Annotated in this window: 9 protein-coding genes; 5 read left to right on the forward strand and 4 right to left on the reverse strand. The window is 72.6% G+C overall.

Features of this window, described 5'->3' with window-relative positions; all coding sequences use genetic code 11:
• Positions 1 to 102 precede the first annotated feature (102 nt).
• Together AB0E02_RS12795 and AB0E02_RS12800 are read left to right on the forward strand one after the other, a co-directional pair.
• On the forward strand, positions 103 to 2,925 hold the full coding sequence (locus AB0E02_RS12795) for a hypothetical protein (protein WP_362138207.1): 2,823 nt from the start codon (positions 103 to 105) through the stop codon (positions 2,923 to 2,925).
• 39 nt (positions 2,926 to 2,964) lie between these two features.
• Complete coding sequence (locus AB0E02_RS12800; RefSeq protein WP_362138210.1) at positions 2,965 to 6,993, forward strand: hypothetical protein; 4,029 nt, start codon at positions 2,965 to 2,967, stop codon at positions 6,991 to 6,993.
• A 37-nt stretch (positions 6,994 to 7,030) separates the two neighbouring features.
• On the opposite strand, the gene AB0E02_RS12805 is transcribed toward AB0E02_RS12800, so the two are convergent.
• Entirely contained in the window at positions 7,031 to 7,612 is a 582-nt protein-coding gene (locus AB0E02_RS12805; protein ID WP_362138212.1) for a GNAT family protein, read from the reverse strand.
• Positions 7,613 to 7,614: 2 nt separating this feature from the next.
• Positions 7,615 to 8,874 (reverse strand): helix-turn-helix domain-containing protein, encoded by a 1,260-nt coding sequence (locus AB0E02_RS12810; protein WP_362138214.1) that lies wholly within the window; start codon positions 8,872 to 8,874, stop codon positions 7,615 to 7,617.
• A gap of 375 nt (positions 8,875 to 9,249) precedes the next feature.
• Here AB0E02_RS12810 and AB0E02_RS12815 point away from each other — a divergent pair, with 375 nt between their 5' ends.
• The gene (locus tag AB0E02_RS12815; RefSeq protein ID WP_362138216.1) at positions 9,250 to 10,218 is read left to right on the forward strand and encodes an alpha/beta fold hydrolase; all 969 of its coding nucleotides are present in this window, start codon (positions 9,250 to 9,252) and stop codon (positions 10,216 to 10,218) included.
• Between the two features lie 156 nt (positions 10,219 to 10,374).
• Here the strand turns inward: AB0E02_RS12815 and AB0E02_RS12820 are convergent, their stop codons facing one another.
• On the reverse strand, positions 10,375 to 11,928 hold the full coding sequence (locus tag AB0E02_RS12820; RefSeq protein ID WP_362138218.1) for an MFS transporter: 1,554 nt from the start codon (positions 11,926 to 11,928) through the stop codon (positions 10,375 to 10,377).
• 299 nt (positions 11,929 to 12,227) lie between these two features.
• On the opposite strand from AB0E02_RS12820, the gene AB0E02_RS12825 reads away from it, so the two are divergent.
• Both AB0E02_RS12825 and AB0E02_RS12830 read left to right on the forward strand, forming a co-directional pair.
• Positions 12,228 to 12,878, forward strand: a complete 651-nt coding sequence (locus AB0E02_RS12825; RefSeq protein ID WP_362138220.1) for a helix-turn-helix domain-containing protein — start codon at positions 12,228 to 12,230, stop codon at positions 12,876 to 12,878.
• A 488-nt stretch (positions 12,879 to 13,366) separates the two neighbouring features.
• Positions 13,367 to 14,779, forward strand: coding sequence for an amino acid permease (locus AB0E02_RS12830; protein WP_362138223.1), 1,413 nt, complete (start codon positions 13,367 to 13,369; stop codon positions 14,777 to 14,779).
• 33 nt (positions 14,780 to 14,812) lie between these two features.
• On the opposite strand, the gene AB0E02_RS12835 is transcribed toward AB0E02_RS12830, so the two are convergent.
• Positions 14,813 to 16,435, reverse strand: a complete 1,623-nt coding sequence (locus tag AB0E02_RS12835; RefSeq protein WP_362138225.1) for a toll/interleukin-1 receptor domain-containing protein — start codon at positions 16,433 to 16,435, stop codon at positions 14,813 to 14,815.
• Between the last annotated feature and the right edge of the window lie 39 nt (positions 16,436 to 16,474).

Here is a 16,474-nt window from a genome sequence, read left to right on the forward strand (position 1 = left end):
CGCGACACTGAAGAGGACGGAAGCGCCTTCGTGCGCGGTGTGACGTCCCTGCCCACGAGGCTTCCGCAGGCACGCTCCGACGTCATTCGGAAGGCGGCTCGCATGACCGCCGAACCCTTCTCCCTGCTGCGGGTCGAGGACCTGCTGCAGCTCCGGGTCGAGGTGAGCAATCTCCGGCGGGACGGGACCCACTTGGTACGGGAGGATCCGTCCGCGGAGGCGCTGCTGATGTTCAGCCTGCCGGCACAGCACATCAGCGAGAACGTGGTGCACGCGGCGCCGGGCAACTTCCCCGAGACCGTGCCCTCGTTCGTGTCCGGCGGCACGACGCTGGTGTTCCGGCTCCCCGACGGTGAGGACTCCGTCGAACTCTCCGCCGCGGCCCTCCTGGACTGGAACCACCTGCGGTCCACGACCGTGCCCGACGACCCTCCCGACCCGTCCACCGTCAACGTCTTCGGCGGTGTGCCGCGCACGGCCATCGAGTTCCCCACCCGGGTGCTGCTCGGGCACGAGGGGGCCGTCGAGTGGGCGACGCCGCGTCAGGCCGTGACGCTCGACGGCCGGTGCGAGCTGTTCCACGCCGAGCTGCACGGGGAGAACGGCGGCGACGCACTGCTGCGGGCCTTCGCGGCGCCGGGCGACCGGCCGCCGCGCACCGATCTCCCGCTCACCGACGACAACCGCACGGATCTCGTCGCCTTCACCCATGACGTGGACCTGGTCGGTCCGGACGGTGTCCCGGTGCGCAGACCGCTGCACGCCGAGCGGTTCGTCCTCACCCCGCTCGGTGCGTCCGTGCGGATGGCCGGTGCCTGGGAGCCGGTGCCGGGGACGAATCTGGCGTCCTATCACCACGTCGCCGAACTGGGCCGCGACCAGGTGGTGCAGGTCGCCCAGCGCGGTTACCTCAGCACCGGGCACCGGGCCCTGCTGATCCGTACCAGTGAGCGCAAGTTCTCGGACCCGGGTGACGGCACCTCCGTTGCCTATCTGCAGCAGGAGACGCGGATCAGCGTCAGCGAGCCCGAGGTGTTCTACGGGGACGTGGGGTTTCCGCACGGGGGACGGGAGATGCCGTTCCGGTCGCTGCGCATCCTCGACACGACCACGCCGCCGGTCGTCGACGACGGTGAGGAGCAGTTCTGGGTGACCCTGGAAGGCAGCGAGGAGCCCTACCGGTTCACGGTCGTCGGGACCGACAGCGAAGGCCGGGCCCTCAGCTTCACGATGCCGCTGCTGTTCGTCGACGCGCGGGCGGTGGGCAGCCTGCGGATCTTTGACTACAACGACCCGCTGTTCGAGGACCGCCGGACGATCGCGCTGAACGGCCGGACGGCGGCCCTGGCCCGGCCGCCCGACGGTGCGCCCGGGACCACCGCGCTTCCGGTGAGCTCGGTCAAGCTGGTCATGTCGCATGCGCCGGGCCATCCGCTGGGCGCCCTGCCGATCCTGCAGACGGCGCAGGTACGGGTCCCCGCCGTGGAGCAGCTGACCGGGCTCGCCACCGAGTCCGAGGTCGCCCTGCACGACGCCTATCTGAACGACGGCATGGCCGGGCAGGCGACCGGCGCCTTCCTCTCCCTGGCCGAAGAGGTGCCGGTGCGCTTCGGTGCGGGCAAGGGCGGCGGTGTCGCGAGTCCGGACTCCGCGGTCCGGGCGGTCACCGCGCGGGCGGGCCTGCTCCCGGCCGCCTTCGCCGACGCCCGGGCGGCCGCCTCCGGGCTGAGCACGGACCAGCTCCGGGAGATCTTCGGCGCGGCGAAACTGCTCGGTGTCATCAACCTGTTCGACCTGCTCGACCAGGTCGACGGCTCCGCCGTCCGGGAGCTGGCCGGGCTGGCCGACGACGAGATCCGCCGCAGGCTGGAGGGCGGCGCCGACCAGCTGCTGCCCGTACCGATCATGCGGGCCCGCGAGTTGGCGGCGGGCCGGGAGGTCCGCTATCTCTGGAAGCCCCGGCTGCGGCGCGAGCCGGTGGACATCAGCCCCGGCGTCTTCTCCCTCGATCTCAGGGGTGCCTCGCTGGCCATGGAGGCCACCACCGTCTGCTCGCCCCGGGCGCTGCAGCAGTCGACGGTGCACGGCGAGCTCAAGGCTTTCGCGCTCGACTTCGCAGGCATCGTGCGGGTCGACATCGGGCGGCTCGCCTTCACCACGCGGCCGGGAAGCCGTCCCGATCTGACCGCCGAGGGCCTGAAGGTCCGTCTCGTCGACGCCCTGGAATTCGTCAACGCGCTCAAGGACCTGCTGCCGGTCGACGGATTCGGCACGGGCGCCTTTGTGAGGCCCTCGCCGACGGGCATCAGCGCGGGCTACATGCTCGCCGTTCCGGCCGTTCAGCTCGGCGTCTTCGCGCTGAGCAACGTCACCCTCACCGCGGAGCTGACGGTCCCCTTCGACGACCGGCCGGTTTCGTTCCGCTTCGCCGTCTCCGAGCGGCACCAGCCGTTCAACCTGAGCGTCTCGCTCTTCGGCGGCGGCGGATTCTTCTCCATGATCGTCAGCACCCGCCGGGTCGAACTGGTCGAAGAATCACTGGAGTTCGGCGGCAACGCCTCCCTCGACCTCGGTGTCGCCAGCGGCGGCGTCCATCTCATGGGCGGGGTCTACTTCGCCCTCACCGGACAGTCCGTCACGCTCACCGGCTATCTGCGCTGCGGGGGCTACCTCTCCGTCCTCGGGGTGGTCAGCGTCTCCGTGGAGTTCTATCTCCAGCTGACCTACGTCAAGGACAGCGACAAGCACACCACGGAGGTGTTCGGTGCGGGGAGTCTCTGCGTCAGTGTGCGGGTGGCCTTCTTCACCAAGTCCGTCACGCTCAGCCTCCAGCGCCGGTTCGGCGGTTCGCCCGCCGATCCCGGCTTCGCCGATTGCGTCGAGCCGGCCGACTGGGACCGGTACTGCCTGGCCTTCGCCCCGTGAGGCGGCCGGGCGGAAGCTGCGGAAGGGCGGGAGCGGACCGTGACCATCGACCAGCGCATCCAGTGGGTCCTGCTGCCGGCCGGGCTGAGCCCGGACGGCAGCCAGGCCCGGTTCTCGCTCTTCGTGGCCCCCAGACTGGGCGCCGACCGCGAGGTCACCCTCGCCGACTTCCCGGATTTCCAGGACTGGCCCGCACGGCTGGCCACCGCGAGCTTCTTCGTCGTCACCACCGATGCGAACGGCACGGCGTCCGACGGCGAGGCCGGGCCGCTCACGGTTTCCGGCCCGGCCGCCGACTCGGCACTGTGGCAGCGCCTCTTCCCGCCGCACACCCCCGTGACGCCCTTCGAGTTCGACGACTTCCGCAAACCGGTCAAGGTGTCGTACCCGGCCAGGGGGCTCGCGGACACCACGCGCGGGGCGTTCGCCGCCGCCGCGGCCGGCTCGCCGGAGGAGCTCCCCACCGCCAGCGGTATGAGCCAATTCGCCGGCTTCGCCCCGGCCCAGGACATGCCGACCCGGCTGCAGGAGATCGCGGCCACCCTCGCCGCCGCCGACCAGCTCGCCGCCGACCGGCCCGACGGACCGGCCGAGCCCGAACTCGGCCCGCAGGACGCCTTCCTCGCCTTCCACCAGCAGGAGAAGCAGCTCGCCACGTTCGCCGGGCCCCGGCCCCTTGACGAACCGCCGCCCGAGCCCCCGCCCCGCCCGGTGCCGCCGGCCATCGACTTCCACCAGATGCTCTCCGCCCTGGGCGACCACCCCGCGCTGCTGCGCCGGCTCGGCCTGGTCGTGGACCTCACCCTGCCGGTCGGCCGGCTGACGCCCGCCCGCGGGGAGCGGGGCCTGGCGATGGCCCCGCGGTTCGCGTCCCTGGTGCCCGACGCGGCCTCCCAGGACCTGACCCCGGCGACGCGGTACGCGCTGGTCCCCGGCGAGGACTTCTGCGCCGCCGCCTCCGGCGGGGACCCCCTGGGGCCGCCGGCCCGCGGCCTGTTGGCGCTGCCCGATTCCGAGTACGCCATCGAGCAGGCCGACATCGACGGCGTGAACCTCAAGCTGCTCGCCGCATCCGCCGCCGCGTCGGTGCCGGACGACGTCTCACCGGACGGGAGGACGCCGGAACACTCGGCGCCGCCGAGCCTGCGGACGGCCGGCCTCGCCGTCGTACAGGGCGGGCGCGCCCAGGCCCTGCAGTCCGGGTTCCGGCGGGCCGCGGCGCAGCAGGACGCCCTCGGCAACGGCGGCTCCCCCGTCCTGACCGCCGAGGACCTGGTGCGCGGCCATCGGGTCGACGTCTTCGACGAGAGCCGGCAGCAGTGGTTCTCGCTCCATCAGCGCATCGTCCACTACAACCCGCCGGACGGGGACGGCGATGGGCCGATCGCCACGGTGACGGACGAAGGGTTCTTCCAGCCCGGCATGACCCGGCCGGAGGGGGCCGCCGAGCGGCTCCACGTCCACGAGCACCTCGTCTGCTGGGACGGCTGGGCACTGTCCGCGCCCCGCCCCGGCCTGGCACTGGTCGACGAGGGCCCGGCCGGCGAGGACGGCGACGAACCGCCCGGGCCGCGGCGCATCACCAACCGGGCCACCACGACCCTGCCGCTGCAGATCGAGGCGGAGACCTTGCCGGGGACGCTGCCCCGGCTGCGGTTCGGCCGCTCCTACCGCCTGCGCATCCGCACGGTCGACCTCGCGGGCAACGGCCCCTCCCTGGACGAGGCCGAGCGGCTCATGGACCAGGACGTGCTGGTCCTGCCCTCCGCCGGGGGTGAGGTCTTCCGCCGCTACGAGGCCGTGGCCGCGCCCACCGTGCTGCCGCGTGCGCCGTTCACCGAGGGCGATTCGGCACACCGGCTGGTGATCCGCAGCACCGCCGAGCAGTCCCCCCAGCAGTACGCGGACGACTTCAACGCCCGGCCGCCGGTCGCCGGCGGCACGCATCCGCCGTACCGGGCGGTCGACGAACGGCACCTGGTCGCCCCCAAGGCCTCGCTGGAGGCCGTCGAGCGGCACGGCCTGCTCGACGCGGCGATCGGCTCCGCCGACCCCGAGACCCGCCGGGCGGTGTACGAACTGGCCGTGCGGGAGAGCGGTCAGCTGGACGACCCGTCGCTGGACGGCGTCGCATTCGTCGACTTCCCCGGACCGGGACCCGGCCCTTCGTCGGACGGCTCGCCGGAGGACGGCCCGCCGGACGACAGCCCGCCGCAGCGCTACGTCGTGCACACCGGGGAGCAGATCGAGCTGCCGTACCTGCCCGATCCGCTGTCGCTCGGCGTGGTCTTCCGCGGTCTGCCCGGCGTGCCGGACCAGGAACCCTTCGAGGTGCCCTGGGCCGGACCGGACTGGTCCACGCCGAAGTCCCTGCGGCTGCGCCTCGTCGAGGGCACCGGCCCGCCCCAACTGGACGCGGCGGCCCGGGTCCTGACCGTCGCGCTGCCGAAGGCCGCGGTCCGCACCGTGCGGGTCTGCTCCAAGGCGGTGGCCAACGAGAAGATCCTGGGCATGCTCCACTGGTGCCGGGAGGCGCTCGGTGACGGCGAGCAGTTCGAGAAGGTGATGGGCGCCGCCCGGGCGAACCGGCACTGGATGACCACCCCCTGGCACGAACTGACCCTCACCCACGCCGTCCAGCGGCCGCTGCTCGCCCCGGCCCTGACCCTGTTCGACATCACCGGCCGCGGCCTCGGCGACACCGGTGAACACCTGGCCGGGTTCTTCGAAGTGGACGCGCCCAGCACCGAGCGGATCGACCTCGTCGCGCACTGGACGGAGGAGATCGACGACCTCGCCGAGCCGGGGCCCCGGACGCGGGACCTCACCGCCCCGGTCTTCCGCCTGCCGCTGGCCCTGGCCGTTCCGTTCGGCCCGGGCGTCGACGTCAACGACGTTCCCAGCAGCCTCGACGGGAACCAGCTGTTCTTCAGCACCGGTGCCGCCGCGGCGGTGGCGAACGACCCGGGAAACGTCCCGCCCCCACCGGAGATGCAGGAGTTCGGCGACACCAAGCACCGGCAGGTGACGTACCGGCCCATCGCCACCACACCGTTCGGCGACTGCTTCCCGCCCGAGTTCGCCGCCGACCCGGAGCAGAAACTGCTGGCACAGTGGGGCGAGCCGGTGCCGCACACCGTTCTGAGCAGCAGCAGACCCGCCGCGCCCCAGGTGCTCGACTGCCTCCCCACCCTGGCCTTCGAAACGTCCGGCGCCCTGCCCGGGACCCTCGCCCGGCACCGCCGCGGGGGCGGGCTGCGCCTCTACCTCGCACGGCCGTGGTTCACCTCCGGCAGCGGCGAACTGCTCGCGGTGCTCGTCCCGGAGGAGGGCGAGGAGCCGAGCGAGGGCGCGTACCCCTTCATCACCCTGATGGGCCGCGACCCCGCGCACCGGTCCGCGCCGGTCACGCTGCCCACGCCGGCCCACTTCCCCGGCGCCGAACAGGTCAGGTCCGGCCTGGTGCTGCCGGACCCGGACGCCTTCTTCCCGGGCTTCACGGTCACGGCGGTGGGCTTCCGCCCGCAGTTCGCCGAGAAGAGCGGCCGCTGGGTCTGCGATCTGGACGTCGACCTGGGCGACGCCTACCTCCCGTTCGTCCGGCTGGCCCTCGCCCGCTTCCAGCCGGACTCCCTGGAGGGCGAGCACCTGTCCCCGATCGTGCACACGCCCGTGCTGCGGACCCTGCCCGACCGGGTGCTGACCGTCGAGGGAACGGACCCGCTGACCGTGCGGCTCTCCGGGCCGAACTACCTCAGCGACTTCACCCTCGGCGGAGGCGTCAGCCCCGAGGTGCGTGTGTCCCTGTGGCAGCGGGACCCGGAGATCCCGGACGACGCGGTCGCCTGGCGAAAGCTCGACGACACCGAGATCCTGCTCGACCCGGAGGACACCTCCCGCCCCGACCAGACCTATTCCGGCGAGTTCTCCCTGCCCTCACCGCTGCCCCCGGGCCCCCTGCGGCTGCTGGTGACCGAAAGCGCGGTCTCCGGTTCGGACTTCGCCGTGAGCGAGCTCTTCGGCCCGCTCGGGACCCAGGTGATCTACGCCGACACCGTGCCGCTCTAGGGAAGCGGCAAACCCCTCCCCCCCGGCCGGCCCGGGGTCAGCGCACCCGGCTCGACCACGCGCCGGCGCCCTTCCCCGCCCGCCACTCCGACGCCAGCACCGACCAGATCTCCTCGTCGTGCCGCTGCCCCCGGTAGAGGTAGCTCTCGCGCAGTACGCCGTCCCGCGTCATGCCCAGGCGCCGGGCCACGGCGATGCTGGGCGCGTTCGTCGACGAGACCCACCACTCCACCCGGTGGATGCCGCGCTCCTCGACGGTCCAGTCGATGAGGACCCGCGCGGCCCGGGTCGCCAGCCCCTTGCCGACCGCGGACGGTTCCAGCCAGCAGCCCGCCTCGGCGTTGCCCTGCGCGATGTCCATCGTCCGCAGGATGACCGCGCCGACCAGCGTGCCGTCGGTCCGGATGCCGTGGATCCGCCCGGTGTCGGCGGCGGCCTTCTCGGCGTACCCCTGGAGGAACGCCCGGCTCGACGCCAGGTCCGTCACGATGTCGGGGAGCCCGTTGTGCTGCCCGATGAACTCCCGGCCCCGGTCGATGTGGGCCAGGAACTCGCCGGCCTGCCACGGCTCCAGCGGGCACAGCTCGGCACCGTCGTCACCGAGGGATATCGCGTACATGGTCACCTTCCGCGGTCGGGAGCATCGGGGGTCGTGGGCGAGATGGCGTTCCGCCGCAACGCATAGGTGCGCAGGGCGAGTTGGGCCTCGAACCGGAAGTGCGGGTCGCCGAGCCGGTCGCCGAAGAGCTCGTCGAGCCGGCGCAGCCGTTTGCGGGCCGTCTGCGGGTGAATGCCCAGGGCCTTTGCCACCTCGGGTGCGGTACGCCCCCAGGACATCAGCAGGGCGTCCAGCGTTTCGGCGAGCCGCACGGCCCGGCCCCGCGGCAGGTCCGCGAACGCGCCCAGCACCCGCCGGCCGAGCAGCAGCCCGATGTGCGCACTCCGGAGCAGATGGAGGTCCGCCAGTTCCTCGTCGGCGTGCAGGAACACCCCGCCGTCCGGCTCGGCGCCCGGCGCCCGTTCGGCACGGTGGTCGAGGGCGAGACGGGCGCACTGCAGCGAGAGCCAGGCCTCGTGCACGGCGACGGCCGGACCCACGGCGGCGACGCGGCCCCGGGCGGCGGTGCGCACCCGGTCGACCAGTCCGCCGGTCCCCGGCTCGGGAACGACCAGCACCGCGTCGCTGCCCCGGTGGACGGTGAGCAGCTCGGCGTCGGCGCCCGGTACGGTGAACCGGCCCGCCGACCGGACCACGACGCAGGCGACCGTCCGCGGCAGCGGCCAGCGGGCGCGGGACGCCAGCGGCCCCAGCGGTGCCTGCTCCGGCCCTCCCCCTCGGGGCTGCTCCAACAGCCGCTCCACCAGGGTGCGGCGGGCCCGCTTCAGCTCGTCCTCCGAGCGCAGCTGCGCCGCGAGGAAACCCCGCACCGCCTCGTTGGACAGGGCGTTGATGTGGATCAGTACCGCTTCGTGCAGCGGTACGACGATCTGGGGCGGCAGCGACGCCTCTTGTACGAGCTCGGCGTACCGTCGGCTGCCCACCCGCGCGCCGACACGGAATGCGGCCTGGAGCCCGTCCGTCGTACGGCCGTTGAGGAATTCGATGCGGCCCAGGTGCCGGAAGTGGCGGATGTGGTGGTCCTGCGGGCTGTCGGGATGCTCGGTCAGCTCCGCGAACTGCCGCAGGGCGCGACGGATCGAGTCGAGGAGATCGCGTCCGACGGCGGAGTCGAGCGGGCGGCGGTACGCGGACACCTCCTCGCGGATCGCCTCGACCATGTCGGCGACGATGGCGTCGATCCGCGGGCGGATCAGTGCGGCCAGCGCCACGGGCAGCTCGTGCCAGGGCTCACGCCGGAACGTCTCGGCCGATGACGCCATCGCAGTAACTCCGTCTCGGGCGGCGGGAGATGGGAGGGGACGGGGGCGGGGATTGGGGTGGGGACGGGGACACACGGGGGCGGGGCACGGGCTTCCGGGCACGGGCTGCACCCGGTGAGGCGGAGCCGAGGAAACATGTCACGCGGATGACATCTTCTCCGCTCCGCGCCCGTTCTGCCTGGTAGGGCTTCCGCGCACGGCGCCAGTGTGGATCCGACGTTACGCGGCGGTAGCTTCCGTGTCTCGCCCTTGCGACAAAGAACCACAGGGGCAAAGGACGGGACCGAGGGTTGACCAACCCTGCCTCGATCCAAGGCACTTGGCGCACGGGACCTCCGCCGCACCCCCCTCCAGAGCACGGCAGAGGAGATCCCCATGCGCACCTTCAGATCCCGGCCCGCTCCCCGACTGCGGCTGCTGACCGCGGCCCTGACCGGGCTCGCCGCCGCCACCTGCCTCGGTCTCGCCGGCGCCGCCCCGACCCAGGCCACGCCGTCCGCGGGCAGCTCCGCCCCGAGCGTTGCGGCAGACGATCCGGTCGGCCCGCGCCAGGACGGTTTCCTGCCGGCCCTCGCGTACTCCGCGCTCCACCCCACGGCCGTTCCGACCGGGGCGAACGACGGGAACTGCCGTCCCACCGCCGGCCATCCGCGTCCCGTCGTACTGGTCCACGGTACGTTCGAGAACCGCTACGCCAACTGGGCCGGTCTGGCGCCCCGGCTCAAGGATGCCGGCTACTGCGTCTACGCCCTCAACTACGGCCGAGACTCGACCGGACCGCTGATGGCCACCGGCGACATCCCCACCTCCGCACGCCAACTCGCGTCCTTCGTCGATCGGGTCCGGGCCGCGACCGGTGCCGCGAAGGTCGACCTGGTGGGCCACTCCCAGGGCGGCCTGCTGCCGCGCTACTACTTCAAGAATCTCGGCGGCTCGACCAAGGTGGCCAAGCTCATCGCCCTGACCCCGACCAACCACGGCACGTCGCTCTGGGGCCTCGGCCTCCTCGCCCACCTCTTCCCCGGCGGTGACGCCATGATGGAGTCCTCCTGCCCGGCATGCCGCCAGCAGGTCACCGGCTCGGACTTCCTCAACGACCTGAACGCGGGCGGCGAGACCCACCCCGACGTCACGTACACGGTCATCACCAGCCGCCACGACGAGGTCATCACCCCCTACACCTCGGCCTACCTCGCCGCAGCCCCGAACGTCAGCAACCTCACGGTCCAGGACTACTGCCCCGCCGACCGCACCGACCACGTCGACATCAGCTACGACCCCACGGCCACCACCCTCACCCTCAACGCCCTCGACCCGGCCCACACCCAGCGCCCGGCCTGCTGACGCGACGTCACCAAGCATGCAGATGTGGCCACACGGAGCGTTCCGCGTGGCCACATGGCCTCCGGGGCTGGACGGCGGGCCGGTGCCGTGGGCGAGATGACCCGAGCCGCGCCGCCCGGCCGGTACTTGAGATCCCCGGCCGGGCCCCGCGCCACCTCAGCCGGCGGCCGAGTCGGCAGTCCGCCCGGTCACCCTCCGGCCCGGCAGGACGGCGAGGACCAGGAGGGTGCCGATGGCCATGATGATGCCGCCGGTCAGGCTGGTCGTGGCGACGCCGTGGGCGAAGGCCCGGTGCACGGCGTCGACCAGGGCGTGGGCCTGAAGGGGGCCGCCGGACGGGTCCTGGGCGATCCGTTCGGCGACCGCCAGGCCGCCGCCCACCGAGTCCCTGGCGGCGTCCATGGCGGCGGCCGGGAGATGGCCGCCGGCCAGGTCGGTCAGTCGGTCCCTATAGGAGGTGCCCAGCAGCGACCCCAGCACCGCGATGCCGAGCGAGCCGCCGAGTTCCAGGGCGGTGTCGTTGGCGCCGCCGCCCACCCCCAGCTCGTCCTCCGGGAAGGACCCCATGATGGTGTCGGTGGCCGGGGACACGCTCAGGCCGATCGCGAAGCCCAGCATCATCATCGGCGCCAGGAAGTCGGCGTAGGCCGAGCCCTGGTCGATCCGGGTGAGCAGGAAGACCCCCGCGGTCCCGATCGCCATACCGGCCACCACCATCGCCTTCATGCCCAGCCGCGGGGTCAGCCGGCCGGTCACCGCCGCGCCGGCGAACACCGCACCGGCCAGCGGCAGCAGCCGTACGCCGGTCTGCAGCGCGTCGTAGCCGAGGACGAACTGCAGGAACTGCGTGGAGTAGTAGAGCGCGCCGAAAGTGCCGAAGAAGAAGAACAGCACCGCGAGCAGGGAGCCGCTGAAGGGGCGCAGCGTGAACTTCCGTACGTTCAGCATGGGGTGCGGGTGCCGCAACTCCCAGGCCACGAAGGCCGGCAGGCCCAGGCCCGCGACCACGGCGGCGGTGACCGGGCCGGCGCCCCAGCCGAAGTGCGGGCCCTCGATCGTCGCGTAGACCAGGCTGCCGACGGAGACGATCGACAGCAGACCGCCCACGTAGTCGATCCGGCCCATGCCCTGCGCCTTGGACGACGGCACCAGGACCAGCGCGCCGATGACCGCGACGACCGCGACGGGGACGTTGATCAGGAAGGTGGAGCCCCAGGCGTGGTCCTCCAGCAGCCATCCGGCGACCAGCGGGCCGACGGCGATGGCGAGACCGGAGGTGGCGGTCCAGGCCGTGATGGCGCGGGCGCGCTCGGCCTTCGGGAAGACCGCGACGAGCAGGGAGAGGGTGGCCGGCATGACGACGGCGGCGCCGACGCCCATCACCGCCCGGGCCGCGATGACCAGCTCGGTCCGGTCGACCAGGCTGCCCATGACCGAACCGCCGGCGAAGACCACCAGACCCGTGAGGAGCGCGCCGCGACGGCTGTATTTGTCGCCGATCGCGCCCAGCACCAGCATCAGCGCGGCGTACGGGACGGTGTAGCCGTCGACGACCCACTGCAGATCGCTGCTGCTCAGGCCCAGGTCCCTGGTCATGTCCGGCGCGGCCACGATCAGCGAGGTGTTCGCCATGACCACGATCAGCAGGCTCAGACAGAGCACGAGCAGGGCCCACCACCTGCGCGGATACGGGGCTTCCCGCTGCTCCACGGGCGCGAGAGCGGGCGTGGACGCACGGCGCCCAGCCGCGGGCGCTGCCGGCGGGGATATGGATGCGGGATCGACGGGCGACACGGAACCTCCACGGCGAGGGGAACGGGAAAGAGGACAGGAAGGAGGAAAGGGAGGAGGAAAGGGAGGAGGAAAGAAAGGAGGAGAACAGCAGCGACAGCGACAGCAGGAAACGGCGAAGCCGAACTTGCACAGCCATGTGCAACCATATGAACCTGCACAGCACTGTGCAAGTAAGTAGGATGGAGAGGCATCGCCGACACAGGAGCCGCACGCCCATGACCACCCGCCCAGGGGCCGCCCCGCAGCGCAGCCACGCCCGCTCCAACCGCGCCCGCATCCTGGCCACCGCCCGCGAGGAGCTCAGCCGCAACCCCGAAGCGAACCTGGAGGAGATCGCCCGCGCGGCCGGTGTCGTCCGCCGCACGCTCTACGGCCATTTCCCCAACCGCCAGGCCCTGATCGCCGCGCTCGCGGAGGAGGCCGCACAGTCACTGGAGGAGGCGTTCACCTCGGTGCGGCAGTCCGACGCCGCGCCCGCGACGGCCCTGGCCCGCAAGACGCTGGCCGTCCGGGCCGTCGGTGACCGCTACCGCATGCTCATCGCCCTCGGCCGCCGCGACCTGGGCGAGGAGGGCATCCGCGCCGCGCTCGCCCCGGTGCGCGCGGAGGCGACCGCGATCCTGGAACGCGGCCAGCGGGAAGGCGTCTTCTCCGACCACCTCCCCGCCCCGGTCCTCGCCCAGGCCCTGGAATCCCTCACCCTGACCCTCATCGAGGCGCAGGACCCGTCCTCCTGGCACGACCCCACCGGCGACGCGACCGCCCTGGCCGTCCTCATCGCCGCCGGCCTCACCCCGGCCGCGGCGCGTACGTGCCTACGGTCCGCCCGCGCGGAGCTGGACAACAGCCCCGGCCCTGCCGACTAGAAAGCTCGTCGTCCGGGACGTCATCAAGGACGCGGACGGCACGGTGCACACCCGCTACGACCCAACCCGCCTGTCGGCTACAGCTGTTGCCGGAGCCACCAGAAGGCGAGGCCGACCGCACGCGTGCCGAGGCCGTGTCAGGTGCCGCGCAGCAGATGGGCGGCCGCGTCGCGGCGGTGGCGACGCACCCACCGCCTCAGGCGGACCATCCGGGTCACCCAGCCTGGTGACCAGCGTGAGCTGCCGCTTCGCGCGAGGGCCCCGGGGTCCATCCCCTCTCCCACCCACGCAGTGACACAACACACAAGCGCGCCGCCCCCTTCCGGCAACATCCGGCCGCGCGCCGCCACCTCACCAACCTCCCGTGTCAACCCCTTCACCCCCTGTAGGCGAACGGTCCGAATAGTGGGCGTTCACGTCGTACGGGCAGGTCGGACCCCCAGACTTTTCCGGCTCACCGACGTCTCACCCAATGAACAGGCACGACCATGAGCCGGACAAACACCCGGTCCCCCGAGGACTCCCCGCAGGCCGCACCGGACGGCGAGTCCGTGCTGTCGCACGGCCTCAAGCAGCGTCATCTGTCGATGATCGCGCTCGGCGGCGTCATCGGCGCGGGGCTCTTCGTCGGCTCCGGGGCCGGTATCGCCGCGGCCGGGCCGGCGATCGTGCTGCTCTTCATCGGGGCCGGCGCACTGGTCATGCTGATCATGCGGATGCTCGGCGAGATGTCCGCCGCCCGGCCCTCCACCGGCTCGTTCTCGGTGCACGCGGAGCAGGAGCTCGGCTCGTGGGCCGGGGTCACCTCGGGCTGGATGTACTGGCTGATGCTCTGCGCCGGCGTGGCCGCCGAGGCCACCGCGGCCGGCACGATCATGCACACCTGGGTGCCGTTCCTCCCCGGCTACGGCTGGGTGGCGGTCTTCATGGCGTTCTTCTGCGCCAGCAACCTGACCGCCGTCAAGAACTTCGGTGAGTTCGAGTTCTGGTTCGCCGCGATCAAGGTCGCGACGATCGTGGCCTTCCTGGTGCTGGGTCTGCTGGGCATCCTCGGGGTCTTCGGCAACCCGCCCGGCACCCGCCACCTCACCGGCCACGGCGGCTTCTTCCCCACCGGCGCCGCCGGACTCGCCGCCGGCCTGCTCACCACCATCTCCGGCTTCGCCGGTCTGGAGACCGTCACCATCGCGGCGGCGGAGTCCGACCATCCGAGCCGGAACGTGGCCCGCGCCGTCCGCACCGCCGTCTGGCGCATCGCCGTCTTCTACATCGGCTCCATGGCCGTGGTCGTCACCCTGGTCCCGTGGAACGACCCGAAGGTCGCCACGGAGGGCCCGTACGTCACCGTGCTCGACCGGCTCGGGATCCCGGCCGCCGGCACGATCATGCAGGTCGTGGTGCTGGTGGCGCTGCTCTCCGCGATGAACGCCAACATCTACGGCTCCTCGCGCATGGCGTACTCCCTCGTCAACCGGGGCCAGGGCCCGCGCTTCCTGAGCCGGGTCACCCGGGGCGTGCCGGCCGCGGCGGTCCTGGCGTCCTGCGCCTTCGGCTTCGCCGCCGTGATCGCCGGGATCGTCTGGCCGACCACCGTGTTCGCCTGGCTGCTGAACATCGCCGGCTGCGCGGTGCTGGTCGTCTGGTCCATCGTCTGCCTCACCCAGCTGAGGATGCGCCGCCGCCTGGAGCGCGAGGCACCCGAGCTGCTCTCCGTGCGGATGTGGGGCTTCCCGTACCTGACCTGGCTGGCGTTCGCCGCCATCCTCGGCATCTTCGCCGTCATGGCCGCCTCGGCCGACGGCCGCAACCAGCTCGCCGGCACGGCCCTCGTGGTGGCCGCCCTGGCCACCGCCGGCCACCTCAAGCAGCGGCGCGACCGGCGGGAGAAGACCACGGGCTGAGGCCGGGGGCCCTGGGCCGGTCCGCCTCCTGCGTCAGGTCGGCGGGACACCGGCCGTCCGGCAGCCGCCGGGCCCGGGCGGGACCGCGGTTTCCGCACTTACGCGTGCCATCGGCGTCAGCACCCCCGCGAGCGACGCGAGCCCGTCGCGCTCCGCGTCGGCTGCCAGACGTGCCAGTTCGGTGAGGATCTCGTGCAGCGCGGTCCGGCGTGCCGTGGGCTCCACGTCGTCCAGGGCCTGGATGACGAGCTGGGGCACCTCGACCCCGCCGGTCACCTGGACCACGAGGCAGCGCGGCACCAGATCGGACAAGGCGAGGGTGAACCAGGACGGCAGGGCCATCCCGGCCGAGAGCAGGTCCGCCAGTGCCACCCGGCCGAGCACCGCGGCCCATGCGAGGGCCTTGCGGTGCACGGGCGGCAGCCGGACCACGGCCGTGGACACGAGTTTCCGGGCGGAGAGGACGTCCGACGGGAGGCCGGGGCGGACGAGCAGGACCGCCGGAACGTAGGCGGTGTGCGCGAGGAAGGTGCGCAGGGCGAGCGGATGGGAGAGCACGTCGGCCGGCAGCTGTTCCGCCAACTCCTCGGCCTCGACGGGGAGGTTCGTGCGCTCCGCCATGTGCGCGATGAAGTCGGTGCCTTCGGCTCGGGACATCGGCGGCACCAGGACGTGGCGGACGTCGGCGGTGTCGACGAGGTGCTCGGCGGCCGTGGCCAGGACCAGGCAGTCCGGATGGCCGGCGAAGGCGCGCAGCACGGTGCCCCCGGCCTGGTCCGTGCCGAGGTCGTCCAGCAGCACCAGGAGCGGTTCCTCCGCGACGCGGGCCAGCAGGGCGGCCAGCGCGTCCGGCCAGTCGTGGAGGTACAGCTCCTCGTCGGTCAACCCGCGGCCGAACGTCCGGTCCAGCCAGGCGTTGACCTCCTCCACGAGGTAGCGCGGCTCGGCGGCCGTGGTGCCGCCCGCGGACAGCGCGAGCACGGTCCGGCCGGCCCGGAGGCCGTCCGCGGTGTCGCAGAGCACATGGGTCTTCCCGACGCCGGGGAGCCCGCACAGCACGACCGGTGCCCCGCCCGCGGTCACCGCGGCGTGGGCGGCCGCCACGGCGGAGCTCCGTTGCCAGCCGCTGGCCGGGGCGTGGAAGGCCGACCGGTAGGTCGCCGCGGGCGACGGCTGCCCGGCCCGTAACGCCGACACCGCGGTCTGCGGCGGCCCGGGCGCCTCACCACGGATTCCGGCACACAGGCGGGTGAAGGACCGGGGCTGGTCCAGTCCGCCCCGGAAGTCGCAGTAGGTGAAACGCTCCAGGAAGTCGAGATCCTCCAAATCGGAGGCGCCGGGGAGCAACACGGGAATGACCCGAAGGGAGCGCCCGCTGACCCGGGCGCTGACCGCGAGCCGGACTTCCTCCTCCTGCCACGGCCCCAGACCATGTGCACCGCACATCACGAGGCAGCACGAACTGTCGGCCAGCGCCTCGCTCTGCCGCTCCTGCCAAGGCTCGCCGGCCACCAGGCACCAGTCGTCGAGGAACACGTGGAAGCCCTCCTCGTGCAGCCTCTCGACGAGTCGGTGCACCACCGGCAGATCCATGGCGTGGTAACTGATGAACGCGTCATAGGCCGACGCCGCGCGGCGGGCTTCGCTCTCCACCACTCCCCCATCGAACCGCGCCGGTACGCACACCGGCCTCAG

Origin of the sequence: Streptomyces sp. NPDC048196 (assembly GCF_040652715.1) — a bacterium.
Taxonomy (GTDB): domain Bacteria; phylum Actinomycetota; class Actinomycetes; order Streptomycetales; family Streptomycetaceae; genus Streptomyces; species Streptomyces siderophoricus.